The sequence below is a fragment of the Paraburkholderia sp. BGA-UO-ETr-F21 genome (assembly GCF_059567925.1).
Genome location: NZ_JCAQOY010000040.1, coordinates 772,417 through 797,600, shown reverse-complemented (window position 1 = coordinate 797,600; position 25,184 = coordinate 772,417). Strand labels below are relative to the sequence as shown.

Here is a 25,184-nt window from a genome sequence, read left to right as displayed (position 1 = left end):
CAAAGATGAAAGCACCATGCGCACAACCCGGCGCGGGCGGTTCGCCGGGCAGCACGTAGCGCCGACCTGGCGGCCGAATAGGCGCACTCGCGCCCGCCTCGGCGCCGAGCCAGCTGGAGAGCCGGATAGGCAAGGCTGAACATGCAGACAAGCCCTGCGCCGGACACAAAAAAAGCGCACGCTTTCGCGCGCGCCTTGACCGCCACTTCGCGCTCACGGCAACGACAGAACGTCGCAGTGAGTCGCCGCGCATTAACGCGCCGGCTGCTGTTCCGGCTGTTCTTCCGGCCAGTCGCGGATATAGGCCTTGAGCATGCGGTTTTCGAAGCCCTGCTCTTCCACCACCGCCTTGGCGACGTCGTAGAACGAGATCACGCCCATCAGCGTGCGGCTCTCCAGCACCGGCAGATAACGCACGTGATGCTCGAGCATCATGCGGCGAACTTCGTTGACGTCTGTTTCAGGCGTGCAGGTGAGCGGATGGTCGTCCATGACCTTGCGGATCGTGGAGGTGCCGACGCTGCCGCCGTTCTTGCTTAGCGTCGAAATAATTTCGCGGAAAGTCAGCATGCCGACGAGATCGCCATATTCCATCACAACCAGCGAGCCGATGTCGTGCTCCGCCATGGTATTGACTGCGTCGTGCAGCGTGGTATCCGGCGTAACCGTGAAAAGGGTGTTGCCTTTGACTTTGAGGATGTCGCTGACTCGCATGATCTGTCTCCCGTAATGCCCGCTAAGCTCGTAATACATCAATGATTTTCGATCCTAGCGGAAAGACCCATAAAAGGAAAGCGGCCCGCCCACCAAGGCGCACCGGCCATTCACCGGTTCGAGCCCGGCTCGCCGCGGCTGTGCGCATCGGGAAAACCGCGCTTGAAGCGCGGCGCGCCGGTGATAGGATGGCCGCCACTTTCACCTTTCGCGAGGCCGTTCGTGGCCTCGCCGCCCACGATGTCCGCCAACCGTTTCGACACGCTTGCGCTGCACGCCGGCGCCGCTCCCGACCCGACCACTGGCGCGCGCGCCACGCCGATCTACCAGACTACCTCGTTTTCGTTCCGCGATTCGGACCACGCCGCGGCGCTCTTCAATATGGAGCGCGCGGGTCACGTCTATTCGCGCATCTCGAATCCGACCGTTGCCGTGTTCGAGGAACGCGTGGCCGCGCTGGAAAACGGCGCGGGCGCGATCGGCACGGCGAGCGGCCAGGCGGCCTTGCATCTGGCCATCGCCACGCTGATGGGCGCAGGCTCGCATATCGTTGCCTCCAGCGCGCTGTACGGCGGCTCGCACAATTTGCTGCACTACACGTTGCGGCGCTTCGGCATCGAGACGACCTTCGTCAAACCGGGCGACCTCAATGCGTGGCGAGCCGCGCTGCGCCCGAATACGCGACTGCTGTTCGGCGAGACGCTCGGCAATCCGGGGCTCGACGTGCTCGATATCGCGGCCGTGGCGCAGATCGCGCATGAGCATCGCGTGCCGCTGCTGGTCGACTCGACCTTTACCACGCCGTACCTGCTCAAGCCCTTCGAGCACGGCGCGGACTTCGTTTATCACTCGGCCACCAAGTTCCTCGGTGGCCATGGCACGACGATCGGCGGCGTGCTGGTGGACGGCGGCACGTTCGACTTCGAAGCCTCCGGGCGTTTCCCCGAATTCACCGAGCCTTACGACGGCTTTCACGGCATGGTGTTCACCGAGGAAAGCACCGTCGCTCCGTTCCTCTTGCGTGCGCGCCGCGAGGGTCTGCGCGACTTCGGCGCATGCCTGCATCCGCAGGCGGCGTGGCAACTGCTGCAAGGCATCGAAACACTGCCTTTGCGGATGGAGCGGCACGTTGCCAACACGCGCCGGGTGGTCGAATTCCTCGCCGGTCACGCCGCGGTCGAAACCGTCGCCTATCCGGAATTGCCGACGCACCCCGACCACGCGCTCGCGAGGCGCCTGCTGCCACGTGGCGCCGGCGCCGTGTTCAGCTTCAATCTGCGCGGCGACCGCGCCGCCGGACGCAGCTTCATCGAAGCGCTCTCGCTGTTCTCGCATCTCGCGAACGTGGGCGACGCGCGCTCACTGGTCATCCATCCCGCATCGACCACGCACTTTCGCATGGACGCCGCCGCGCTCGCCGCGGCCGGCATCGCCGAAGGCACGATCCGCCTTTCGATCGGCCTCGAAGATCCCGGCGATCTGATCGACGACCTCAAGCGTGCGCTGAAGGCGTCGCAAAAAGCGAGCAGTTCGAGCGCGCTGCACAGCGGCGCATCCGGCACTCCCCCCCAACCCCGCCCGGAGTCCGCATGATCCTCACCGTTCAAGGCAAGCTCGCCTATGCCTACACCGGCGGCAGAGCGTTCGACGCGCGCCTGCCAACCGCCGTATTCATCCACGGCGCCGAGCATGATCACAGCGTATGGGCGCTGCAAACCCGCTACTTCGCGCATCACGGTTTCGGCGTGCTGGCCGTGGATTTGCCCGGCCACTGCCGCAGCAGCGGGCCGGCCCTGACCACCGTGCCGGCCATGGCTGACTGGCTGGCCGCGCTGCTCGACGCCGCGGGTGTGCAACGCGCCTTCGTAGCCGGCCACAGCATGGGTTCGCTGATCGCGCTCGACTTCGCCGGCCGCTATCCCGAGCGGGCAACGCACCTCGCCCTGCTCGCCACGGCGATGCCGATGACCGTCTCCGATGCACTGCTCGACGCCGCTCTGAACCGTGAACCCGAAGCGATCGGCATGGTCAACCAGTGGTCGCATTCGACCATTGCGGCCAAGCCTTCCTGCCCGGGCCCCGGCTTCTGGCTGCACGGCATGAACCAGCGGCTCATGGAGCGCGTCTCGGCGCGCGGTGAACCGCACCTGTTCCATACCGACTTCGCCGCCTGCAATAGTTACGCGGACGGCCTCGCCCGTGCCGGGCAGGTGCGCTGCGCCACGCGCCTGATCGTGGGGCGGCGTGACGCGATGACGCCGCCGCGCGCAACCAGGGCGCTCGCGGGCGCGCTGGAGCAAACAGGCGTACCGGTCGACACGGTCACGCTCGAAGCCGGCCACGCGTTGATGACCGAGCAACCCGACGCCACGCTCGACGCCCTCTTCAGCTTCGCGACCAGAACTCCTCACACGGTTCGATGAACGTTGCGAGCCATCACGATAATTGCGCCGGGAGCGCTGCGCCATCGGCCGAATGGCCAGGTTGCGCGCATGGCCCGATAGCCGCACAATGGATCAAGCCTGTCCTGTTTCGAGCGCGTGTGTCCGGCATGCCGGCGCACGCCGGAGCATCGAGAAGCGTAGCAATCCGGAGGCCGTGATGGCTCAAACCGCGCACACCGATCACTTCGCGAGTTTCGCGGAGTTCTATCCGTACTATCTGAGCGAGCATCGCAATACGGTCTCGCGGCGGCTGCACTTCGTGGGATCGCTCGGCGTGATCGGCTGTCTTGCCATGGCGCTCGCCACCGGCGACTGGCTCTGGCTGCCCGCTGCCGTGATCTGCGGATACGGCTTCGCCTGGGTCGGGCATTTCTTCTTCGAGAAGAATCGGCCGGCTACCTTCCGGCATCCGCTTTACAGCCTGATGGGTGATTGGGTGATGTTCAAGGACATTTGCGTCGGCAAGATTTCGTTGTAGCGAAGCGCTAGCTTTTCCACTGCTTCGAAGTTTCCGCTGCGGCCGCCTTTCGCTGCATCAGCGCTCGCACGCTGCCTCAACCCGCCTCGTCCGGCATCACGCCGCATGCTGCGGCATGGAAGGCGCGCCAGACTCGTCCTCCGCAGCGCGCGCGGCACGGTCGGCTGCTCGCGCGGCAAGTAAGGCGGCGAGCGTCACTTTCAGCTTGTCGTTTTCGAGCGCCGCCAGCAGCATTTCTCCGTCCACACGCGTGGACGCCAGCTCGAGCTGATATCCGAGTTCCGCGCGGTCGATTACGAACAGTCCGAACAGGCGCTCGACAGTGATTTGCGCCGGATTCGCCAGCAGCAGGAAATGCGGACGCGAGTCGTCCTCCTGCAAGCGTGCGATCCACTCGATCTCTTCGAGCTTTTCCAGCAGGTTGAGCGTGGTGTCCATATCGCGGCGAAGCATGCGTGAAAGTTCGGGCACCGTATAGCCGCGCTTGCCGGCGTCGCGTGCTTCCGAGAGGCGCGCGAGCAGTTCGAGCGAGTCGAACAGATTGCTGCCTTCGAAGGTGGGCCGGTGAAACTGCCCAATGCGAATGGCCGGCAACGCGGACGCGATCATCGCGCCCGCCAGCGTGATGAACCAGCACAGGTACATCCACAGCAAAAACAGCGGCACGGCCGCAAATGCGCCATACACCGCGGTGTAGGTTGGAATGCGCCGCACGTAATAACCGAAGCCGCGTTTCGCAAGCTCGAAAGCGATCGCGGCAGTCACACCGCCGATCACCGCGTCGCGCCATTCCACTCGGCAATTCGGCAGGTACACGTAGAGAATCGTAAATGCGACCGCGGTGAGCGGGAGCGCGGCGCCCGCGAGCGCCCACTCGATGACCGGCGTCATGCGCTGGGCCGCCGTGAAGGTCATGGATTGCGTGAACAGGTACGATGAAATCGACAGGCTCACGCCGATCAGGATCGGGCCAAGCGTGATGATCGCCCAGTACACCAGAATGCGCTGCGCGATTGGCCGCGCCTTGCGCACGCGCCAGATCACGTTGAACGCGGACTCGACCGTCATCATCGTCATCACGGCGGTGACGAACAGAAAAATCATACCGATGGTGGTGAGACCCTTCGCCTTCGAAGCAAACTGATTCAGATAATTGAAGATCTGACTGTTGAGCTGCGCGGGCATCAGATGATCGGCAAGAAAAATCTGCAGCGACATCTGGAAGGAAGCAAAGATCGGAAACGCAGTGAACAACGCGAACGCGACGGTCGCGAGCGGCACGAGCGAGAGCATGGTGGTGAACGTGAGACTGCCGGCCACCTGCGGAATGCGGTCTTCGCTGCTGCGCTGCGCGGCAAACTGCGCGAGGCGTTTGAGCGTGTCGAGATCGAAACGCACCCTGGACAACAAACCCACCTCCCTCGTTTCCTTTGCTGGTGTTTCAGGACCGCGCGCGAGACCTGGCCGAACGGCTATGTGTGGCCTGTGGAGCGGACCCAACCCCTATAATACCTGTTCACCGATGAGGCCTATGAAAGACATTCTCGTGCTCTATTACAGCCGTCACGGCGCCACGCGCGAACTCGCGCTGGCGATCGCGCACGGCGTCGACAGCGTTCCCGGCATGCAGGCGCGCGTGCGTACCGTGCCGGCGGTGTCCACCGTCTGCGAAGCGACCCAGCCCGACATTCCCGCCGAAGGGCCGCCCTTCGTCGAACTGCGTGACCTCGAAGAATGCGCCGGCCTCGCGCTCGGTTCGCCTACCCGCTTCGGCAACATGGCCGCGTCGCTCAAATACTTTCTCGACGGCACCACGCCGCAGTGGCTTTCCGGCGCCCTCTCCGGCAAGCCCGCCTGCGTGTTCACTTCCACCGGCAGTCTGCACGGCGGTCAGGAATCCACGCTGCTCTCCATGATGCTGCCGCTTCTGCATCACGGCATGCTGATCGTCGGCATTCCGTACACGGAGAGCGCGCTGAGCACCACGCAAACCGGCGGCACGCCTTACGGCGCGTCGCATTTCGCACGCGCGGGCAGCGCCGAACACGGCATCTCCGCGGACGAAAAGACGCTCGCCATCGCGCTCGGCGCCCGCGTCGCGCGCACGGCGGCATCCATGAGCGAAAGGCCGTGAACGAGCCGAACGCCCAACCGGCCGCCGACCAGGCAACGCGCGCGCCGAGCGCCACACACGCAGCGTCCGTGCAGCGAAATCGCGCCGCCGCGCTCGGCGCCACCACTGCGCTGGCTGTGCTGATCGCGCTGTGCGTCGTGTGGGAATGGTGGCTCGCGCCGCTGCGGCCCGGCGGTTCGGCGCTCGTGCTCAAGGCCGTGCCGTTGCTGGTCGCTCTGCCGGGCGTCTGGCGGCAGCGGCTTTACACGCTGCAATGGGCTTCGATGTTGATCCTGCTGTATTTTGCCGAAGGCGTGGTGCGCGGCTGGAGCGACCGCGAGCTGAGCGCCGGTCTCGGCTGGCTGGAGGCCGTGCTCTCCGTGGTCTTTTTCGTTTGCGCGCTGGCCTATGTCGCGCCATTCAAACGCGCGGCAAAACGGGCTGCGAAAGAGGCCGCAAAAGAGGCCGCAACAGGCTAAAAAAACAGGCGGCGAAACAAGCCAACACGACCATCTGAACAGAACGCCGCGACATTTCTCCCGAACACGCTGACCGACCAAGCCCGAACACGCTGACTGAGCCAACATGACCCAAACCGCTTTTCTCGCCGCCTGCCGCGACGCCATCGGCGCCGCGCAAGTGCTGACCGATCCGCACGACACCGCCCCTTACCTGACCGACTGGCGGCGCCGCTACACCGGCGCGGCATGCGCAGTGCTCTGTCCCGCCACGCCTGACGAAGTCGCGGCGCTCGTGAAGCTCGCCGTCGAGCATCGCATCGCGCTAGTCCCGCAAGGGGGCAACACGGGCCTTGCCGGCGGCGCCACGCCGGACGCAAGCGGCGCGCAAGCGGTCATCAGCTTGCGGCGTCTGAACCGGGTGCGTGACATCGATCCGCACAACAACACGATCACGGTCGAAGCCGGCGTCATCCTCGCGGAAGTGCAGAAGCACGCCGAAGAAGCCGGCCGGCTGTTTCCGTTGAGCCTCGCCGCCGAAGGCAGTTGCACGATCGGCGGCAATCTCGCCACCAATGCGGGCGGCACCGGCGTGCTCCGCTATGGCAACACGCGCGAACTGTGTCTCGGCTTAGAAGTCGTCACCCCGCAGGGCGAACTGTGGGACGGCCTGCGCGGCCTGCGCAAGGACAACACCGGCTACGATCTGCGCGACCTGTTCATCGGCGCGGAAGGCACGCTCGGCATCATCACCGCTGCCGTGCTGAAGTTGCATCCACAACCAGCCGCGCGCGTCACGGCGCTCGCCGCGCTCGCGTCGCCGCACGCCGCGCTCGATTTTCTCTCACTCACGCAGCGCGTCGCCGGGCCGCTCCTGACCGGTTTCGAATTGATGTCGGATTTCTGCCTGCGTCTGGTCGGCCGGCATTTCGAGCAGATGCGCTATCCGTTCGCCGAGCCGCACGCGCAGGTCGTGCTGCTCGAACTGTCGGACAGCGAAAGCGAGGAGCACGCACGCGAACTGTTCGAGCGTTTAATGGAAACGGCGCTGGAAGAAGGCCTGGTGCAGGACGCGGTGGTCGCGGAAAACCTCAGCCAGTCGCGGGCGTTCTGGAACCTGCGCGAACACATTCCGCTCGCCCAGGCCGAAGAAGGGCTGAACATCAAGCACGATATCGCGGTGCCGATCTCGCGCATCGGCCACTTCATCGAAGAAACCGACGCCGCGATCGCGCAAGCCGTGCCCGGTGCGCGCATGGTGACATTCGGCCATCTCGGCGACGGCAATCTGCACTACAACGTGCAGGCGCCCGAAGGCGTCGACGCCAAGGCGTTCCTTAAACAGCACCAAGGCCCGATCAACCAGATCGTCTACGACAGCGTGCATCGGCATCGCGGCAGCATCAGCGCTGAACACGGTCTCGGCCAGTTGAAGATCGACGAGGCGATGCATTACAAGCAGGACGTCGAGGTGCAGTTGATGCGTGCCGTCAAGCGCGCGCTCGATCCGCTGAATCTGATGAATCCGGGCAAGGTGCTACGCTAGCGTCTGAAGCTGCGCGTTCCCTTGCGGAGCCCCTTGCAGGAGTCGTGGTCGTGAAGATTCGAGTGCTGTCCGATCTGCATCTGGAAAATGACGAGCCCGAGTTGATCCCGCATGCGCAGGCGGATCTGATCGTGCTGGCGGGCGACATCCACAATCACGCGGCCGGACCGCGCTGGGCCGCGCAAACTTTCGACGGCGCCGTGCCGGTGGTCTACGTGCCGGGCAATCACGAGTACTACGACGGCGAGTTCGGCGCGCTCGAAGCCGCGCTCCATGACGCGGCCGCGCAGGTCGACAATGTGCACGTGCTGAACAACGCCGCGCTGGTCGACCCGCAAGGCCGGTGGCGCGTGCTCGGCACGACCTTGTGGACCGACTTCGCCTTATACGGAAACGACGCCGATACGCTCGCGGAGTCGATCGGCGCGTCGCGGCGGGTCATGCTCGATTTTCGCGGGCTGATCCAGATGAACTGGCCGCACGACACCCACGATGCAACGCGCGACTTTACCCCCGACGATTCGCTCGCGCTGCACCGGCAGGCGCGGGCCTGGCTCGAAGGCGAACTCGCCAAACCGTTCGGCGGCAAGACGATCGTCGTCACGCATCATGCGCCGCATCGGTTGAGTCTGGCCGAACGTTACGCGGAAGACCGCGTGTCGGCGGGCTTCGTCAATCACTTGCCGGATCTCGTGGGGCCGCCGGTCGCGTTGTGGATTCATGGACACACGCATACGCCGTTCGACTACCGCGTGAACGGCACGCGCGTGGTGTGCAATCCGCGCGGATATCTCGACCGGCGCACCGGGCTGCTGGAGAATCCGCTGTTTGCGTGGGATAAGGTCGTTGAGATTTAGCGGCCGCTGAATAGCGAGCCCGCACGGCAGGCGCTACGCTCGCGACGTTATCGAACCGCAACGGTCGAAACCCAAGACGGGTCGTATTCGGAGGTCGCTCATGTGTGGTCGAATCAGCCAGTACCGCGATCCGCATTTCTACGCCGAGCACCTTGGTCTCGCCGATCCACTCATGCTTTTCGATGCCGCCGACCGGCGTCCCGGCTACAACCTCGCTCCCGGCACGCACCCGCTCACGGTGTACCCGGATCAGACGGTGCGCGCAATCCACTGGGGATATCGTCCCGACTGGGCACGCGAACAGCATCTGCCGCAGACCATCAACGCGCGCGCGGACGCCGCGCCGAACGGGCGCTACTTCAAGGAATTGTGGAAGACCGGGCGCGTATTGGTGCCTGCGGACGGCTGGTTTGAATGGCGCGTGGAAACCACGCCTGTGACAGCCATCGCGCAGAGCAAGGACAGAGCGGACGAACCGCCGATCCGTCAGCCCTACTTCGTGCATCTGAAAAGCGATGCCCCCATGTATCTCGCGGCGCTGTCGAGCGTGCGCGGCACGGAACCTCAAACAGAAGGCATGGGAATGGTGATAGTGACGGCCATCGCCGATACGGGTCTCGTCGATGTGCACGATCGCCGTCCGCTGGCATTCGCATCGGAAGCGGCCCGCCGCTGGCTGGATCCCGCCTTGCCGCTCGACGAACTCGAGCAATTGACACGCAGCGCGGGCATGGCCGCCGGGCGCTTCCGCTGGCACCGGGTGAGCCACGAGGTGGACCGCACGCTCAATGACGAACCGGGTCTGATCGCGGCAATAAACTGAAAACCGGTGCCTGACGTAAGCCCAAACTTGAGCCCGAACCGCAAAGCACCATGAGCCAACGGCGCGATCGCCGCACTTAACCCGATATAAGCCAGAAAAGGAGCAAGAAGCGAGCAACAAGCGCGGACAACCCACGCACCCCGAACCAAACTGCGCGCCGCCGCCCGAATAAACGGCGCCTGCTAGACAGGCGCCTCGGCGAAACTCAACGGTCGCGCCGCTGTGCCTTCAGATCCGGGCGCTCGACCTTGATCGGCACCAGTTGCGGCTGCTGCTCGCGCAACCGGCGCAGCAGATCGCGCGAAGCGGCAATCCCGATCAAGCCAATCATGACGGCCACGCCAATCATCAGATGCGTATCCATGAATCCCTCGTACTTCTGTTGTTGCAATATTGCCGAACCGCGGCGAACTGAGCGCCCCCGGTCTACTACCGCAGCGCATGAACGACACGTTAGCAAATCGATCGGGCGGCGAAAGTAAGGAAATGTTGCGGCGCGGCACTTATGTAACAGGCGGTCACTGCACCGCCCGCCGCCCGGTCAACCGTTCAAGGATTGCCAAAGACGCGCGCCTGATCTCAGGTCCGCGCGAATTCGCGCAATTCCGCCTGATCCGCAGCCAGCGTAGCAGGTAGTTCATCTCGCAGGAACTCGACCCACGTACGGATCTTGGCGTCCAGATATTGCCGGGACGGATACAACGCGTACAGATTCATCTCCTGCGACGTGTATTCGGGCAGCAACCACACCAGTTCGCCGCTTCGCAAACCGCTGATCGCCGAGTAGATCGGAATCAGCCCGACGCCCATGCCGCTCGACACGGCCACCGCCATGGCTTCGGCCACGTTCACCTGGAAGGTGGTCGGGCCGAGGGCGATGGTTTCCTCGCCGTTCGGGCCGTCGAAGGTCCATTTGTCGGTCGGGAAAACCGGCGTGACCATTTGCAGGCAGGTGTGGCGCACCAGGTCCGCGGGCGTTTGCGGCACACCGCGCCGCTCCAGATAGGCGGGCGACGCGCACGCGATGCTGAACGCGCTGCCAATGCGCTGCGACACCAGCCCCGAATCCGGCAGACCGGTGGCGAGCGTGAGCGACACGTCGAAACCTTCGTCGAGCAGATCGGGCATGCGCTGCGCGAGCGTCAGTTCGATATGCACTTCCGGGTAGCGCTCCTGATAGCGGCCTACGGCCGGCACCACGTAGTGCTGGCCGAAACTCGTCATTGCGTGGACTTTGAGTTTGCCGGACGGGCGGGCGTGGGCGTCGCTCGCCTCGGCTTCCGCCTGATCCACGTACGCGAGGATCTGCTCGCAGCGCTGCAGGTAGCGCTCGCCGGCCTCGGTCAGCGCGATGCGGCGCGTCGTGCGGTTCAACAGGCGCGTGCGCAGGTGCGCCTCCAGATCGGATACCGCGCGCGACGCATACGCGGTGGTCGTGTTCAGATGCTGAGCGGCGCCCGTAAAGCTGCCCGCTTCGACGACGCGGACAAATACGCGCATGTTTTGAAGCGTATCCATAACTTTCCCTTGTGATCGGAAGCGATTGTTACACGATTCGCAAAGGCGATTGTCTCATATCGCGTAAAAATGCCTTGCATCTTTACCGGTTATTCCGCAATTGATCAAAAAATATAATGACGCACATGCTTCTATAGTCATTTCTGGAGGAAATCGTGCAGTCTCCGGTACCGAAAGGGATCGCCGCAGCCGCGGTTCTTACGATCCTATTAACAATCGCCGGCTGTGCCAGTACCGGAGGCGTCGCGCCGCAAGCGAGCGGAGTCCAGCCCGCTTCGCTCGACGCGGGCAACGCGATCCGCGCCGCCAATGCGGACGCCCAATGGCCGGCCGTCGACTGGTGGCGCGCCTATAACGATCCGCAACTCAACGAGTGGATCGACGCCGCGCAAGCGGGCAACCCGAGCCTCGCGGCCGCCCAGGCACGCGTGCGCGAAGCCATGTCGATGGCGGGTGTCGCCCGTGCGGCATTGTCGCCGCAAGTCAACGGCAGCCTGTCGATCCAGCGCCAGAAGTGGGCGGACAACCTGTACTACGGTCCCGGCCCGCTCGCGGGCGAGCAATCGTGGAACAACACCGGCACGCTCGGCCTGTCGTATCACCTCGATATCTGGGGCAAGGACAAGAATGCCGCCGAGCGCGCGCTCGACGCCGCCCACGCGAGCTCAGCCGACGCCCGCGCCGCCCAGCTCGAGCTGGAAAACAACGTGGTGCGCACGTACATCGAGATGTCGCTGAACTACGCGCTCCTCGACATCGCCAAGTCCACCTTGCAGCAACAGCAGCAGATCGTGGACCTGGCTAGCCGGCGCCTGAAAGGCGGCATCGGTACGCAGCTGGAAGTGAGCCAGGCCGAAACGCCGTTGCCCGAATACGAACGCCAGATCGACGAAATCGAAGAAAAGATCGCGCTCGGCCGCAATCAGCTGGCCGCGCTGGCCGGTAAAGGTCCGGGCGCGGGCGATTCGATCCAGCGTCCGACGCTTTCGCTGAACGCGCCGGCCGGCCTGCCGAGCGCCCTGCCCGCCGACCTGATCGGCCACCGGCCGGACGTGGTCGCGGCGCGCTGGACGGTCGCGGCGCAGGCACGCGGCATCGACGTGGCCAAGGCCGACTTCTATCCGGACATCAACCTGCTTGCGTCGATCGGCGGATATGCGGCAATGGGGCCGCTGTTCCAGTTTCTAAAGAACCCGTCGCATAGCTGGAGCGCGGGGCCCGCGCTGTCGCTGCCCATCCTCGACGGCGGCCGCCTGCGTTCGCAACTCGGCGCAGCCTCGGCGAGCTATGACGAAGCCGTCGACCGTTACAACCAGTCGATTGTCGGCGCGCTCAAGGACATTTCCGATCAGGTGATCCGGATCCGCTCGCTCGCGACCCAGGCCGACGACGCCGACCGCTCAGTCGCGACCGCCCGCAAGAACTACGATCTGTCGCGCGAAGGTTATCGGCGCGGTCTGACCGACTACCTGAACGTGTTGATCGCGCAAAACCAGTTGCTGCACGCACAGGAAGGCGTGGCCAGGATCCAGGCCGAACGGCTCGGCGCGCATGCCTCACTGGTCACGGCATTGGGCGGTGGACTCGACGACCCGGCCAACGGTCCGCTGGCGAAAGAAACGCTGCCAGCGCATGGCAAGGGCAAGACGGTCGCGCCCGGTTCGACCGCCAGCGCCGAGCCGGCCAAGCCCGCCAGGTCGGGAAGCTGATCATGTCCGCTTCTCCTTTTTCCGCGCCGCGTCCGGCGTCGTTCGCAGCGTATTACGCGGCCGCCGCCGACTGGGCGCGTAACGACGGTCTGACGTGGATCTATCTGTTCAAAGCGCTCGCCGCCTGCTTCCTCGCGCTCGGCGTCGCGATGAAGCTCGACCTGCCGCAGCCGCGCACGGCAATGACCACCGTGTTCATCGTGATGCAGCCGCAAAGCGGCATGGTGTTCGCAAAGAGCTTCTACCGGATCTGCGGCACGCTCGTCGGTCTCGTCGTGATGCTCGCGCTGATCGGTCTGTTCGCGCAGCAGCCGGAACTGTTCATTGTCACGACCGCGATCTGGGTTGGCATCTGCACGGCGGGCGCCGCGCGCAACCGCAACTTCAGGTCGTACGGTTTCGTGCTGGCGGGCTACACCGCAGCGCTGATCGGCATTCCCGCTTCGCAGCACCCGGACGGCGCGTTTCTGAGCGCGCTCACGCGAGTGGCCGAAGTGGTGGTCGGCATTATCTGCGCGGGCGCTGTGAGCGGCCTCGTGTTTCCGCAGTTTGCCGGCTTGCAGATGCGCGGCACCGTGCGCGCGCGTTTCTCGGCCTTCGTCGAGTATGTGTCGGCGTCGCTCGCCGGCCACAATGACCGCGCGCAGATCGAAGCGACCAATGCACGCTTTGTCGCCGACATCGTCGGCTTCGAAGCGGCGCGCAGCGTGGCCGTGTTCGAGGGTCCCGACTCGCGCATGCGCGGCGGCCGCCTCGCCCGTCTGAACAGCGAGTTCATGACTGCTTCGACGCGCTTTCACGCGCTGCATCAGCTGATGAACCGCTTGCGCGACGCGAACACCAGCGGCGCGGCGACCGCTGTCGATGCGCTCGAGCCGTACTTCCGGGAAATCGCCCCGCTGCTCGCGAAATCCGGTGAACCCGTGCTGAGCGCCGCCGACGCCGTTCACGCCGCCGCGCAACTCGAGGCCTTCAAAGCCGAGTTGCCCAAGCGCGTGCGCGCGACGCGAGCGGGACTGGAAGCGCATCCCGACGCCCCGCTGCTCGATTTCGACACCGGCGCCGAACTGCTGTATCGCTTTATCGATGACCTGCACGCCTATGCGGCCACGTACGCGTCGCTCTCCGTCGATACGCACGAGCGCGAGCGCTGGGTCGAACGTTACGAACCGAAAACGAACGCGATTGCGGCAAGCGTCTCGGGCGTGCGCGCCGCCATCGTGATGATGGTGCTCGGCGCGTTCTGGATCGCCACCGCGTGGCCGAGCGGTTCGACCCTGACGCTGAACGCCGCGGCGGTGTGCGCGCTGGCGTCGTCGTCGCCGAATCCGAAACGCACCGCGTTCCAGATGGCCGCCGGCACGCTGGTCGCCACGGTGATGGGAATGATCGCGGTGTTCGGCGTGTTTCCGCACATCGACGGCTTCCCGCTGCTGTGCGCCGCGCTCGCGCCTTTCCTGCTGCTCGGCGTGTTCATGACCACGCGGCCCGCGCTGGCCGGCTATGGCGTCGGCTACTGCATCTTCTTCTGTTTCCTCGCCGGCCCGGACAACGTGATTCACTACGACCCGAGCAGTTTCATGAACGACGCGATGGCGCTCGTGCTGTCGATGCTGGTGGCCTCGATCGCGTTCGCGGTGTTGCTGCCGCCATCCACTCCGTGGCTGCGCAACCGCCTGCTGATGGATTTGCGCCGCCAGGTGGTGCTGGCGAGCCGCGCGGGCATGCGCCGGGTGCGCTCGCGCTTCGAGAGCGGCGCACGCGACCTGATGTTCCAGATCAACGCGCTCGCGCAACACGAGCCCGAGCTGAAACGCGATACGTTGCGCTGGCTCTTCTCGGTGCTCGAAGTGGGCAACGCAGTGATCGACTTGCGCCGCGAACTGGCCACGCTGCCCGCCGACGCGCGTTATGCGCCGTCGATGCCGTGGCGCGCCTCGCTGCGCACCATGCGCGACGCGCTGGCCGCGCTATTCGAGCGGCCGCGTGAAGACCGCTTCGACCGCGCGCTCGCCGCGACCACCGACGCTATCACCGCGCTTCAGCAGATGCTGGTCGCTTTCGCGCCGCCGCGTGAAGAGCGGCACCAGCTGCAACGCATTTTGAGTCAACTGCATTTCATTCGTACCGCGCTGCTCGATCCGCAATCGCCGCTTGAATCGTTGATGAGCGGACGTGCCGGCGCGTCAGAAGGAGTTCGTCATGCCACGTGATATCGCCGTTCTGGACGCGTACATCCCGGCCATCGTGTTGCTGTTCATCGCAGGCGCCGCGCTTACGTGGGTGCTGGACCGCGTGATCGCCCATACGGGCCTGTATCGCGTGGTGTGGCATCCGTCCTTGTTCCGGGCCAGCTTGCTCGTGTGTGTTTGCGGCGTGCTGGGTCTCGCCGTTTATCGTTGATAAGAGTCGAAACATGACCATCCGAAATATTGTGGGCTTCGTCGCGACAGCCGTTATTTTTATCGTCGCGATTTTGATTGGACGCGTGCTGTGGGTTCATTACATGGATGAACCGTGGACACGCGACGGTCGCGTGCGCGCCGAGATCGTGAATATCGCACCGGATGTTTCCGGGGCGATCGTCGATCTGCCGGTGAAGGACAATCAGCTCGTGAAGAAAGGCGACCTGTTGATGCAGATCGACCCGTCGCACTATGCGCTCGCGGTTGAACAGGCGCAGGCCGCGGTTGCCGCGCGAAAGGCCGAGTTGCAGATGAGGCGCGATGACGCGCAACGGCGTGCCGATATGGATGCGCTGGTCGTGTCGAAAGAGAACCGCGAGAACGCGACTCACACTGCTTCGGCTGCCGAGGCGTCTTATCAGCAGGCTTTGGCCACGCTCGACGCGGCCAAGCTGAATCTCGAGCGCACGCGGGTCGTGTCACCGGTCGACGGGTATGTCACGAATCTGAGCGTGTTCCGCGGCGATTATGCGACGGTGGGTTCCGCGAAGCTGGCGATTGTCGATAGCCATTCGTTCTGGGTGTACGGGTACTTCGAGGAAACCAAGCTTCCGCATGTGCGCGTTGGCGACAAGGCTGAAGTCCGGTTGATGAGCGGTGGCACGCTGCAGGGGCACGTCGAGAGTATTTCTCGCGGCATTTATGATCGGGACAATCCTGAGAGCCGTGAACTGCTTGCCGATGTGAATCCGACTTTTAACTGGGTACGGTTGGCGCAGCGCGTGCCCGTGCGGGTGAAAATCGATTCAGTGCCCGACAATGTCGTGCTGGCGGCGGGGATTACCTGTACGGTTGTGGTTACGCCCGGGAGTGGTAAGGCAAGCTAATTTTTGCTTGCGTGCTTTTGGGTATGTTTCGGGAATGTCGCGGTTGGTTAGCGAGCGCTTCACCAACGCACGCGGGTAAATCCACCAGCCGCCTCGCACGCAAAAGTGCGGACGGGTTCCAAGTCGCGATCCTCTACGAGGATCGCTTCACCCGCGCTCACAACCTGAACTTACCCACCATCACCTTCAGCCCGCGTGCCTGATCATCCAGCGACCTGGCAGCCGCAGTAGCCTGCTCCACCAACGCCGCATTCTGCTGCGTCCCGGCATCCATCTGCGTGACCGCGAGGTTGATCTCCTCGATCCCCGCGCTCTGCTCGGACGAAGCCGCCGAGATTTCACCCATGATGTCGGTCACACGCTTCACCGCCTTGACGACCTCGTCCATGGTCTGCCCGGCGTCCTGGGCAAGCGTCGAGCCATTGCTCACCCGCTCGACCGACGTACTGATCAAACCTTTGATCTCCTTGGCGGCCGCCGCACTACGCTGAGCCAGATTACGCACTTCCGCGGCGACCACGGAAAATCCGCGCCCTTCCTCACCGGCACGCGCTGCCTCGACCGCCGCGTTCAACGCAAGAATATTGGTCTGAAACGCGATCCCCTCGATCACGCCGATGATGTCGCCGATACTGCGCGCGCTATCGTTGATCTCGTTCATCGTCGCAACCACGCGGCTCACCACCTCGCCGCCCTTCTCCGCGATCTCCGACGCGTTGTTGGCGAGCGTGCTCGCCTGCTTCGCATTGTCGGCATTCTGGCGCACCGTCGAAGTCAATTGCTCCATGCTGGTCGCCGTGCGTTCGAGCGCCATCGCCTGTTGCTCGGTGCGCTGCGACAGATCCAGGTTACCCATCGAAATCTCGCCCGATGCCGTCGCGATCGCGTCCGCGCTCGAGGCAATGTCGGCGACCGTTGTCGCAAGGCCGCTTTGCATGTCGTTGAGCGCGAAGAGCATGCTCGACTTGTCCTTGCGGCCGAGCGCGATGTCGACGGACAGATCACCCGCGGCGATACGGCTGGCGATTTCCTTCGCGTACGCCGGCTCGCCGCCGAGCTGACCGGCAAGGCGTCGCACCACCCACTCGCTGATACCGAACGCGAGCACGATCAGGCCGAGCGTCGCCAACGCGATCATCACGAACGACGAATGGTAGATAAACCCCGATGCCTCGATGGTTGCCTTCGCAGCCGTAGCGCGCTGCGCGACGAGTTCGTCGACCAGTTTTTCGAGCTTGCCGGTTTCGACCAGCAGCGACACGTCCTGCGTGCCGACCTGCCAGTTCATCTGCGACAGGTCGAGCGGCTGCGCTTTCACGAGCGTCACGAAGTCGCGCAGATGGCCGCTCCACGCCGTCACGGCGGCGGCAAATTTCTTCTGCTGGTCGACCGCCTTCGCGTCGGAAGTGTCGACGTACTGCTGCAGCGTGCCGAGTTGCGAAGCGAGACCGCTCAGGCCCGTTTCGATATCGGCGCCGAGATCGTCGCGCTCTTTCGCGGTGGTCGCGGTGAGCAGCATTTTCTGCGCGCGGCTCGCGCGCAGCATGTAGCCGCGTGCCTCTTCGGCCGCACGGCTGGCAACGTGCCCCTGATCGTAGATGGATTGTGCCGATGCATTCAGGCGGCTGATCTGGGTCAGCGAAAACACGCCGATCAGCAGCGTACCGATCAGCAGCACGGCAAACGCGAGGCGCAGCATTGCCTTCACCGACAAACCCTTGAGCCTGACCGCCCGCGAGCGGCTGCGCTCGCCCTGTGGCGGCGTTTTGCCAGCCGCTTCTCCCTCCGGTACGAATCCCGCGCCCGTCTGGCTACCCAGCGAAACTGCTTTCATATTCCCCGTCCCCACGTGTAGAACTGCCGGAAAGGTCGGTTCCGGCATTGCTGCTCATCTCTCCGGGTCAACGGCATAAACGTCTGCGATCTTTAGCGTCGCTCGCGAAATGCCGATCGTATGTCGCCCGGTCCTCGACGCGCCGCCTCGTAAGCCGCGCGCCCGCGATCGGTTTTATACATGGCCAAAAATCGTCGGGTCGGCATTTATCAGACGAGAGGCCGTGCGCGCGTGCTCAGGCCGACACAATTGTTTTTGCACCGCCGGGGTGCGCGCGGCGCGCGATTCCGACGCCCTCACGCCGGCCCTCATCAACATCGCATGTCCGATTCGCGACAAAACTTGTCCTTACAATTCGCTCAGGCCACATTAAACTGCGACAAATAGCTGACTTCGCAAAAAACCGCGTCGAAATGCCGCAGCGCTGAAAACGGTGTTTGAACCACATCGGCGGCGTCAGATCACTCTTTCTCCTCTCTCATCTAGTGTATGGAAACGAGCCTCGATAAAAGCGCCCTCGCCGGCGCACCAGCCGGCGCCGGAACCGCCACCACCACCGCTGCGCAGCCGGCCGTCAAGGTCCAACGCACGGTCTACTCCGTGCTCGGCGCAATCAGCTTTTCGCATCTGCTCAACGACATGATCCAGTCGTTGATCCTCGCGATCTACCCGATGCTGAAAGACAACTTCTCGTTGTCGTTCGGACAGATCGGCCTGATCACGCTGACCTACCAGATCACCGCGTCGCTGCTGCAACCGCTCGTCGGCATTTATACGGACAAGCATCCGAAGCCGTATTCGCTGCCCGTCGGCATGGGCTTCACGCTCGCCGGACTACTGTTGATGTCGGTCGCGCCCAATTTCGGCGTGCTGCTGGTCGCGGCGGCGCTGGTCGGCTGCGGCTCGTCGGTGTTCCATCCGGAATCGTCGCGGGTGGCGCGCATGGCGTCGGGCGGCCGTCACGGACTTGCGCAGTCGCTGTTCCAGGTGGGCGGCAACGCGGGTTCGTCGCTCGGGCCGCTGCTCGCCGCGTTGATCGTGATTCCGCACGGCCAGCGCAGCATTGCGTGGTTTTCGGTGGCGGCGCTCGTCGCGATCGTCGTGCTGACGCAGATCGGTCGCTGGTACAAGCAGCATCCGTCGGTGAAGAAAGCGCGCGGCGCGGCCGGTCATGCCACGCTCTCGCGCAACAAGGTCATGTTCGCAATGGGCGTGCTGATTCTGCTGGTGTTCTCGAAGTACTTCTATCTCGCCAGCATCAACAGCTACTTCACCTTCTATCTGATCGACAAATTCCATCTGCCTGTGCAGGCCGCGCAGGTCCATCTGTTCGTGTTCCTTGCGGCAGTGGCGGCGGGCACGGTGATCGGTGGACCGGTCGGCGACCGGATCGGCCGCAAGTATGTGATCTGGGTCTCGATTCTCGGCGTGGCGCCGTTCACGCTGCTGCTGCCCTACGCCAATCTGTTCTGGACCGGCGTGCTGACGGTAATCATCGGCGTGGTGCTGGCTTCAGCGTTCTCGGCGATCCTCGTGTATGCGCAGGAGTTGATCCCCGGCAAGGTGGGCATGGTGGCGGGCCTGTTTTTCGGCTTCGCGTTCGGCATGGGCGGGATCGGCGCGGCCGTCCTCGGGCAACTGGCCGATGCCACCAGCATCACGTATGTCTACAAGGTCTGCTCGTTCCTGCCGTTGATCGGCGTGCTGACGGTGTTTCTACCGGATGTGGAAGGAAAGCGCGCGAAGGCATGAAGACATTCCGACCTCAGGTCTGATGAGAAAAGGCGCTTCGGCGCCTTTTTCTTTGTCTTTATCCTGGCGTGAACTCAGGGACTGCGACGTATCAGTGACGCGGCCCCTTGCCACGCCTGACAGCGCACCGCATCGCTCATGGTGAACCCGCGTTGTCCGCCGAGCCACCCCTGCTCTATGCTTGTGCGGATACCCGCCTTGTCCTCGCGCAGCGCAGCGCCGCACGGCGACGCGCGCCGACATGCATTCACTCACGCAGCAGAAGGATCGCCGCAGATGACCAGCTACCGCGACTTCCACCGCCGTTCGATCGAGCATCCCGAAGCATTCTGGCGCGAAGAAGCGCGGCGCATCCATTGGCAGACGCCGTTCGATACGGTGCTCGACCGGTCGAATCCGCCGTTCGCGCGCTGGTTCGTCGGCGGTCGTACGAATCTGTGTCATAACGCGGTGGACCGGCATCTGGTCGAGCGCGCGCAGCAGAACGCGCTGGTCTATGTCTCGACGGAAACCGGCATCGAGCGGCGCTACACCTACGCCGAGCTGTACGCCGAGATCAACCGGATGGCCGCCGTCATGCGCTCGCTCGGCGTCAAGCGCGGCGACGTGGTCCTGCTCTATCTGCCGATGATCCCCGAGGCGCTGTTCGCGATGCTCGCCTGCGCGCGGCTGGGCGCGATTCATTCGGTGGTGTTCGGCGGCTTCGCGGCGCCCAACCTCGCGGCCCGCATCGACGACGCGAAGCCCGTGCTGATCGTCACCGCCGACGCGGGCGCACGCGGCGGCAAGGTGATCGACTACACGCCGCTGATGGACGAAGCGCTCGCACGCGCGAACCACAAGACGCCGCGCGTCTTGCTGATCGACCGGCAGCTAGCGCCCGAGCGCCTGAACGCCAGCTACCTGGTCGCCTACGAGCCGCTGCGCGAAAAGTTCTTCGATGCCCATGTGCCCTGCGAGTGGCTCGAATCGAATGAGCCTTCCTACGTGCTGTACACGTCGGGCACGACCGGCAAGCCGAAGGGCGTGCAACGCGACGTCGGCGGCTATGCGGTCGCGCTGGCGGCGTCGATGGAGCATATCTTCCAGGGCAAGCCGGGCGACACGATGTTCACCGCGTCGGACGTGGGCTGGGTGGTCGGCCATAGCTACATCGTCTACGCGCCGCTGATCGCGGGACTCACCACGGTGATGTACGAAGGCACGCCGATTCGTCCGGACGGCGGCATCTGGTGGCGCCTCGTCGAGCATCACAAGATCAATCTGATGTTCACCGCGCCGACCGCCTTGCGGGTGCTGAAAAAGCAGGACCCGGCGTTCCTGAAGAAGGCCGATCTGTCTAGCCTGCGCACGTTGTTCCTCGCCGGCGAACCGCTCGACGAACCGACCGCCGCATGGATCTCCGACGCGCTCGGCAAGCCGGTGATCGACAACTACTGGCAGACCGAGACGGGCTGGCCGATGCTCGCCATTCCGCGCGGCGTCGAGGCGCTGCCCACCAGGCTCGGCTCGCCGGGCGTGCCGTCGGCGGGTTTCAATCTGACCTTGCGCAATGAGTTGACCGGCGAGCCTTGCCCGCCCGGCGAAAAGGGCGTGCTCACGCTGGCCTATCCGCTGCCGCCGGGCTGCATGTCGACGGTGTGGGGCGACGACCGGCGCTTCGTCAGCACGTATTGGTCGAGTGTGCCGAACCAGCAGGTCTATTCGACGTTCGACTGGGGCGTGCAGGACGAAGACGGTTACGTGACGATCCTCGGCCGCACCGACGACGTGATCAACGTCGCCGGCCATCGGCTTGGCACGCGTGAGATCGAGGAGGCGTTGTCGAGCCACGCGGCCGTCGCGGAAGTCGCGGTGGTCGGCGTGACGGACGCGTTAAAAGGCCAGGCGGCGATGGCCTTCGTGGTGCTGCGCGACGCGCAGGCTTACGCGGACGCCAGGAAGCGCGGCAAGCTGGAAACCGAGCTGATGGCGACGGTGGACCGCCAGCTCGGCGCAATTGCGCGGCCCACGCGGGTCGTGGTGGTGTCGATGCTGCCCAAGACGCGTTCCGGCAAGCTGCTGCGCCGCGCGATTGCGGCACTCGCCGAAGGCCGCGAGCCAGGCGACTTGCCGACCATTGAAGATCCGTCGGCATTGCAGCAGGTGCGCGAAGCGCTGGACGACGCCGGGGTTAAATAGCCGGGAACGTGCGCGGTGGGCGCGGAGGGCGCGGTGGGTCGATGCCCGCCGTTGCGGTCGGCGGCGCCAATACGCGTTCGACGCCGATCATCAGCCCTCTGAAATCCGCGCTTGCAGAAACCGCGTCAGAATCGCGTTCGAATATGTCCCGGCGATCTCCGTGAGAAACGACACGAAAGACGCCGGCGCGTGATCGTCGGCGGTATCCGAGATCGTGCGGACCACCGCGCAAGGCACGCCGTATTCGTGACAGACCTGCGCGATTGCCGCGCCTTCCATCTCCACGGCGAGCGCGTTCGGCAGCGCCTCGCGCAAAGCCCGAACGCCCGCGGCGCTCGCCACGAACTGATCGCCGCTGATGATGAGACCGCGATGCACGCGCGGCTCGCGCGTGCCGAAACGCGCCGCCGAGGCCGCGCCCTCTTCCGCGACGAAGCATTCGCAGGCCGCGGCGAGCTGCGCGGCGAGCGCCGCGTCGGCGCTGAAATGCGAGACGCCCAGCAACGGCACTTCGAAACGCGGAAACAACGGCGACGCGTCGAGATCGTGCTGAAGCAGCGTGTCGGCGACGACGATATCGCCCACTCGCACCTCGGCCCCGACGCCGCCGGCCACGCCGGTGAACACGATGGCTTCGACGTCGAACGCATGGATCAGGGCGCTGACCGTGGCCGCCGCCGCAACCTTGCCGACGCGCGCCAGCGTGACCACGCATGGCGCACCGTGCACGGTGCCCAGGTGATAGTCGCGCTGACCGTGCGTGATGGTGCGCACGCCGGCCTCGGCGCGCATTGCTTCGAGCAGATCGCCGAGTTCCTGTGGCAAAGCCGCCAGAATCCCGAGCGGCCGATGCGAAACCGAAGCGCCGCCGAGGCTCGGGCCGATCGCGGACGTGCGCGCGGCCATCGTGCCTGCGTCAGCCGCTTCCGCGCCGGCCACTCGTGTGCCGGCTGCGCCTGCGTCAGTCGCTGCTGCGCCGGCCCCGCCCATCTCCGGCGTGCCCATGCCCGCCCCGCTCATTCCACCGCCTGCAATTTGGCGACCGCGAGCGCCAGCCACTTCTCGCCGTGCCGTTTGAATTTGACCTGCGCCTTCGCGTCGGTGCCGCCGCCTTCAAGCGCGGTAATCGTGCCTTCGCCGAACTTGGTGTGAAACACCTGCTGGCCGACCCGGAAACCCGTTTCCGCCGCACGCTGTTCATTAGCGAACGCAGGCAACTGCGCAGGTGTCGACGATGCCGGTCCCGTATAACCCGGCCGCGCGAACCAGTCACGCCCATAACCCGCGTTGTCCGAACGGCCGCCCCAGCGCGCGCCCGCCTCGACCTTCGGCGTGAGCCACTTGAGCGTTTCCTGCGGCAGTTCGTCGAAGAAGCGCGAGCGGATGTTGTAACGGGTCTGGCCGTGCAGCATGCGGCTTTGCGCGAACGACAGATACAAGCGCTCCTTCGCCCGCGTAATCGCGACGTACATCAGGCGGCGCTCTTCTTCCAGACCGTCCGATTCCATCGCGCTGTTCTCGTGCGGGAACAGCCCTTCTTCAAGACCGGTGATGAATACCGCCGTGAACTCGAGGCCCTTGGCCGCGTGCACTGTCATGAGTTGCACGGCTTCCTGGCCGGCCTGCGCCTGGTTGTCGCCCGCTTCGAGCGACGCGTGCGACAGAAAACCGGCGAGCGGCGTCATAGTGTCCGGGTTTTGCGCCGGATCGGCGATGCCGGGTGCGTCCAGCACGACGGTATTCGGGTCGTCCGTGGCAACCACCAGTTCGGGGGCGGCGGTCGCGCCGGGGCGCAGCGGAATGGAGCGCGCCGGCGTGTCCATGCCGTAGCCCTCTTCGCTGACGAACGCCGCGGCCGCGTTGACCAGTTCCTGCAAGTTTTCCAGCCGGTCCTGGCCTTCGCGTTCGTTCTGATAGAACTCCGATAGACCACTTGTGCGAACCACGTACTCGACGGTTTCCGGCAGGCTCATCTGCTGCGTTTCCGCGCGCATCTTGCCGACCAGATTGGCGAAGCCCGCGAGACTCGAACCCGCCTTGCCCGCCACATACGGAATCGCGGCGGCCATCGAGCAGTTGTACAGACGCGCCGCGTCCGCGAGCTGCTCGATCGACCGCGCGCCGATGCCGCGTGTCGGGAAATTGACGACGCGCGCGAACGCGGTGTCGTCGTTCGGATTGTCGATCAGGCGCAGATAGGCGAGCGCGTGCTTGACTTCCTGACGCTCGAAAAAGCGCAAGCCGCCGTACACGCGGTAGGCGATACCCGCGTTGACCAGCGTGTGCTCGATCGTGCGCGACTGGGCGTTGCTGCGGTACAGGATCGCGATCTCGCTGCGCGACGTGCCGGTGCTGATCAGCGCCTTGATTTCCTCGACGATCCAGCCGGCTTCCTGCGTATCGGTCGCGGATTCATACACGCGCACCGGTTCGCCGTGACCCGCGTCAGTACGCAAATTCTTGCCCAACCGCCGCGAGTTGTTGGCGATGAGCTGATTGGCCGCATCGAGAATATGGCCGTGCGAGCGATAGTTCTGCTCGAGCTTGATCAGGTGGCGCACGTTGAACTCGTGTTCGAAGTCGCGCATGTTGCCGACGTTCGCGCCGCGGAAGGCGTAGATCGACTGGTCGTCGTCGCCGACCGCGAAGATCGAGTTGGTCTGGCCCGCCAGCAGCTTGAGCCATGCGTATTGCAGCTTGTTGGTGTCCTGGAACTCGTCGACCAGAATGTGCCTGAAGCGCGCCTGATAGTGGGCGCGCAGCGGCGGATTGTGCGCGAGCAGTTCATGGCAGCGCAGCAGCAGTTCAGGAAAGTCGACGACGCCTTCGCGCTGGCACTGCTGGTCGTAGGCCTCGTAGAGTTCGACGAATTTGCGGTTGAAGTTGTCGGTGGCGTCGACGTCTTTCGGCCGCAGTCCCTGTTCCTTCGCGTTGTTGATGAAGTACTGGAGATTTTTCGCCGGATACTTTTCATCGTCGATATTGAGGCCCTTCATCAAACGCTTGATCGCGGAGAGCTGGTCCGCGGTATCGAGAATCTGAAAAGTGGCCGGCAGGCCCGCGTCGCGATGATGCGCGCGCAGCATGCGGTTGCACAGACCGTGGAAGGTGCCGATCCACATGCCGCGCGTGTCGATCGGCAGGAGCGCCGACAGACGCGACATCATTTCGCGGGCCGCCTTGTTGGTGAAGGTCACCGCCAGAATCGTGGCGGGCGACGCCAGCCCGTGCTGGATCAGCCACGCAATACGCGTGATGAGCACGCGGGTCTTGCCGCTGCCCGCGCCGGCGAGAATGAGCGCCGGCTCGTTGGGGAGCGTGACGGCGGCGTGTTGTTCGGGGTTTAGATTGGCTAGCAGGTCGGGCATTTTTCTGGAGGGGCGGCAGATCGTTCGACATTATATGCCCCCGGGAGGAATGGCTTTTTTGTCGTCGCGGCGCGTTTGTCCATGCCTGTTCAGGCGC

Annotated in this window: 22 protein-coding genes; 14 read left to right on the top strand and 8 right to left on the bottom strand. The window is 64.5% G+C overall.

Features of this window, described 5'->3' with window-relative positions; all coding sequences use genetic code 11:
* Positions 1–252: 252 nt before the first annotated feature.
* On the bottom strand, positions 253–714 hold the full coding sequence (locus AC57B1_RS36040; RefSeq protein WP_091792673.1) for a CBS domain-containing protein: 462 nt from the start codon (positions 712–714) through the stop codon (positions 253–255).
* Between the two features lie 110 nt (positions 715–824).
* Positions 825–977 (bottom strand): hypothetical protein, encoded by a 153-nt coding sequence (locus AC57B1_RS36035; protein WP_177204945.1) that lies wholly within the window; start codon positions 975–977, stop codon positions 825–827.
* Here AC57B1_RS36035 and AC57B1_RS36030 point away from each other — a divergent pair.
* From AC57B1_RS36030 to AC57B1_RS36020, 3 genes are all read left to right on the top strand, one after another.
* Positions 955–2,307, top strand: coding sequence for an O-acetylhomoserine aminocarboxypropyltransferase (locus AC57B1_RS36030; RefSeq protein ID WP_496420073.1), 1,353 nt, complete (start codon positions 955–957; stop codon positions 2,305–2,307). The genes AC57B1_RS36035 and AC57B1_RS36030 overlap by 23 nt on opposite strands.
* A complete protein-coding gene (locus AC57B1_RS36025) occupies positions 2,304–3,137 on the top strand; it encodes an alpha/beta fold hydrolase (RefSeq protein ID WP_496420072.1) in 834 nt (277 codons plus the stop codon). Before AC57B1_RS36030 ends, AC57B1_RS36025 begins: the two co-directional genes overlap by 4 nt.
* Positions 3,138–3,315: 178 nt before the next feature.
* A complete protein-coding gene (locus AC57B1_RS36020) occupies positions 3,316–3,636 on the top strand; it encodes an Mpo1-like protein (RefSeq protein ID WP_012433756.1) in 321 nt (106 codons plus the stop codon).
* A 96-nt stretch (positions 3,637–3,732) separates the two neighbouring features.
* Here the strand turns inward: AC57B1_RS36020 and AC57B1_RS36015 are convergent, their stop codons facing one another.
* A complete protein-coding gene (locus AC57B1_RS36015) occupies positions 3,733–5,046 on the bottom strand; it encodes a YihY family inner membrane protein (protein ID WP_177205075.1) in 1,314 nt (437 codons plus the stop codon).
* 121 nt (positions 5,047–5,167) lie between these two features.
* Between AC57B1_RS36015 and wrbA the strand changes: the two genes are divergently transcribed.
* The 5 genes from wrbA (at position 5,168) to AC57B1_RS35990 (ending at position 9,433) form a co-directional block, all read left to right on the top strand.
* On the top strand, positions 5,168–5,770 hold the full coding sequence (wrbA, locus tag AC57B1_RS36010; protein ID WP_091792670.1) for an NAD(P)H:quinone oxidoreductase: 603 nt from the start codon (positions 5,168–5,170) through the stop codon (positions 5,768–5,770).
* Positions 5,767–6,228, top strand: coding sequence for a DUF2069 domain-containing protein (locus tag AC57B1_RS36005; protein WP_496420071.1), 462 nt, complete (start codon positions 5,767–5,769; stop codon positions 6,226–6,228). Before wrbA ends, AC57B1_RS36005 begins: the two co-directional genes overlap by 4 nt.
* A gap of 106 nt (positions 6,229–6,334) precedes the next feature.
* A complete protein-coding gene (locus AC57B1_RS36000; protein ID WP_496420070.1) occupies positions 6,335–7,753 on the top strand; it encodes an FAD-binding oxidoreductase in 1,419 nt (472 codons plus the stop codon).
* A 50-nt stretch (positions 7,754–7,803) separates the two neighbouring features.
* Entirely contained in the window at positions 7,804–8,610 is an 807-nt protein-coding gene (locus AC57B1_RS35995) for a metallophosphoesterase (RefSeq protein ID WP_496420069.1), read from the top strand.
* Between the two features lie 100 nt (positions 8,611–8,710).
* Positions 8,711–9,433 (top strand): SOS response-associated peptidase, encoded by a 723-nt coding sequence (locus tag AC57B1_RS35990; protein ID WP_496420068.1) that lies wholly within the window; start codon positions 8,711–8,713, stop codon positions 9,431–9,433.
* A gap of 205 nt (positions 9,434–9,638) precedes the next feature.
* Here the strand turns inward: AC57B1_RS35990 and AC57B1_RS35985 are convergent, their stop codons facing one another.
* Positions 9,639–9,797 (bottom strand): hypothetical protein, encoded by a 159-nt coding sequence (locus tag AC57B1_RS35985; protein WP_177204944.1) that lies wholly within the window; start codon positions 9,795–9,797, stop codon positions 9,639–9,641.
* A gap of 215 nt (positions 9,798–10,012) precedes the next feature.
* Positions 10,013–10,951, bottom strand: coding sequence for a LysR family transcriptional regulator (locus tag AC57B1_RS35980; protein ID WP_408354186.1), 939 nt, complete (start codon positions 10,949–10,951; stop codon positions 10,013–10,015).
* 155 nt (positions 10,952–11,106) lie between these two features.
* Here AC57B1_RS35980 and AC57B1_RS35975 point away from each other — a divergent pair, with 155 nt between their 5' ends.
* Genes AC57B1_RS35975 through AC57B1_RS35960 form a run of 4 tightly spaced genes read left to right on the top strand, consistent with a single transcriptional unit; the run spans position 11,107 to position 15,952 of the window.
* Entirely contained in the window at positions 11,107–12,660 is a 1,554-nt protein-coding gene (locus AC57B1_RS35975; RefSeq protein WP_091792665.1) for an efflux transporter outer membrane subunit, read from the top strand.
* A gap of 2 nt (positions 12,661–12,662) precedes the next feature.
* A complete protein-coding gene (locus AC57B1_RS35970) occupies positions 12,663–14,873 on the top strand; it encodes an FUSC family protein (RefSeq protein ID WP_408354182.1) in 2,211 nt (736 codons plus the stop codon).
* Positions 14,863–15,063 (top strand): DUF1656 domain-containing protein, encoded by a 201-nt coding sequence (locus tag AC57B1_RS35965; RefSeq protein ID WP_011489172.1) that lies wholly within the window; start codon positions 14,863–14,865, stop codon positions 15,061–15,063. The genes AC57B1_RS35970 and AC57B1_RS35965 overlap by 11 nt, the downstream gene beginning before the upstream one ends.
* 13 nt (positions 15,064–15,076) lie before the next feature.
* Positions 15,077–15,952 carry an efflux RND transporter periplasmic adaptor subunit gene (locus tag AC57B1_RS35960; RefSeq protein WP_091792663.1) on the top strand — a complete coding sequence of 292 codons (876 nt, stop codon included), beginning with the start codon at positions 15,077–15,079 and terminating at the stop codon, positions 15,950–15,952.
* 157 nt (positions 15,953–16,109) lie between these two features.
* Here AC57B1_RS35960 and AC57B1_RS35955 read toward each other — a convergent pair whose 3' ends face one another.
* On the bottom strand, positions 16,110–17,786 hold the full coding sequence (locus AC57B1_RS35955) for a methyl-accepting chemotaxis protein (RefSeq protein ID WP_408300401.1): 1,677 nt from the start codon (positions 17,784–17,786) through the stop codon (positions 16,110–16,112).
* A gap of 489 nt (positions 17,787–18,275) precedes the next feature.
* Here AC57B1_RS35955 and AC57B1_RS35950 point away from each other — a divergent pair, with 489 nt between their 5' ends.
* Positions 18,276–19,538 carry an MFS transporter gene (locus tag AC57B1_RS35950; RefSeq protein ID WP_091792661.1) on the top strand — a complete coding sequence of 421 codons (1,263 nt, stop codon included), beginning with the start codon at positions 18,276–18,278 and terminating at the stop codon, positions 19,536–19,538.
* Between the two features lie 276 nt (positions 19,539–19,814).
* Positions 19,815–21,719: a propionate--CoA ligase gene (locus tag AC57B1_RS35945; protein ID WP_496420067.1), complete on the top strand. Its 1,905-nt coding sequence runs from the start codon at positions 19,815–19,817 to the stop codon at positions 21,717–21,719.
* Positions 21,720–21,809: 90 nt separating this feature from the next.
* On the opposite strand, the gene AC57B1_RS35940 is transcribed toward AC57B1_RS35945, so the two are convergent.
* Together AC57B1_RS35940 and AC57B1_RS35935 are read right to left on the bottom strand one after the other, a co-directional pair.
* The gene (locus AC57B1_RS35940; protein ID WP_496420338.1) at positions 21,810–22,625 is read right to left on the bottom strand and encodes a 5'-methylthioadenosine/adenosylhomocysteine nucleosidase; all 816 of its coding nucleotides are present in this window, start codon (positions 22,623–22,625) and stop codon (positions 21,810–21,812) included.
* A gap of 110 nt (positions 22,626–22,735) precedes the next feature.
* A complete protein-coding gene (locus tag AC57B1_RS35935; protein ID WP_091792659.1) occupies positions 22,736–25,087 on the bottom strand; it encodes a UvrD-helicase domain-containing protein in 2,352 nt (783 codons plus the stop codon).
* Positions 25,088–25,184: the final 97 nt, after the last annotated feature.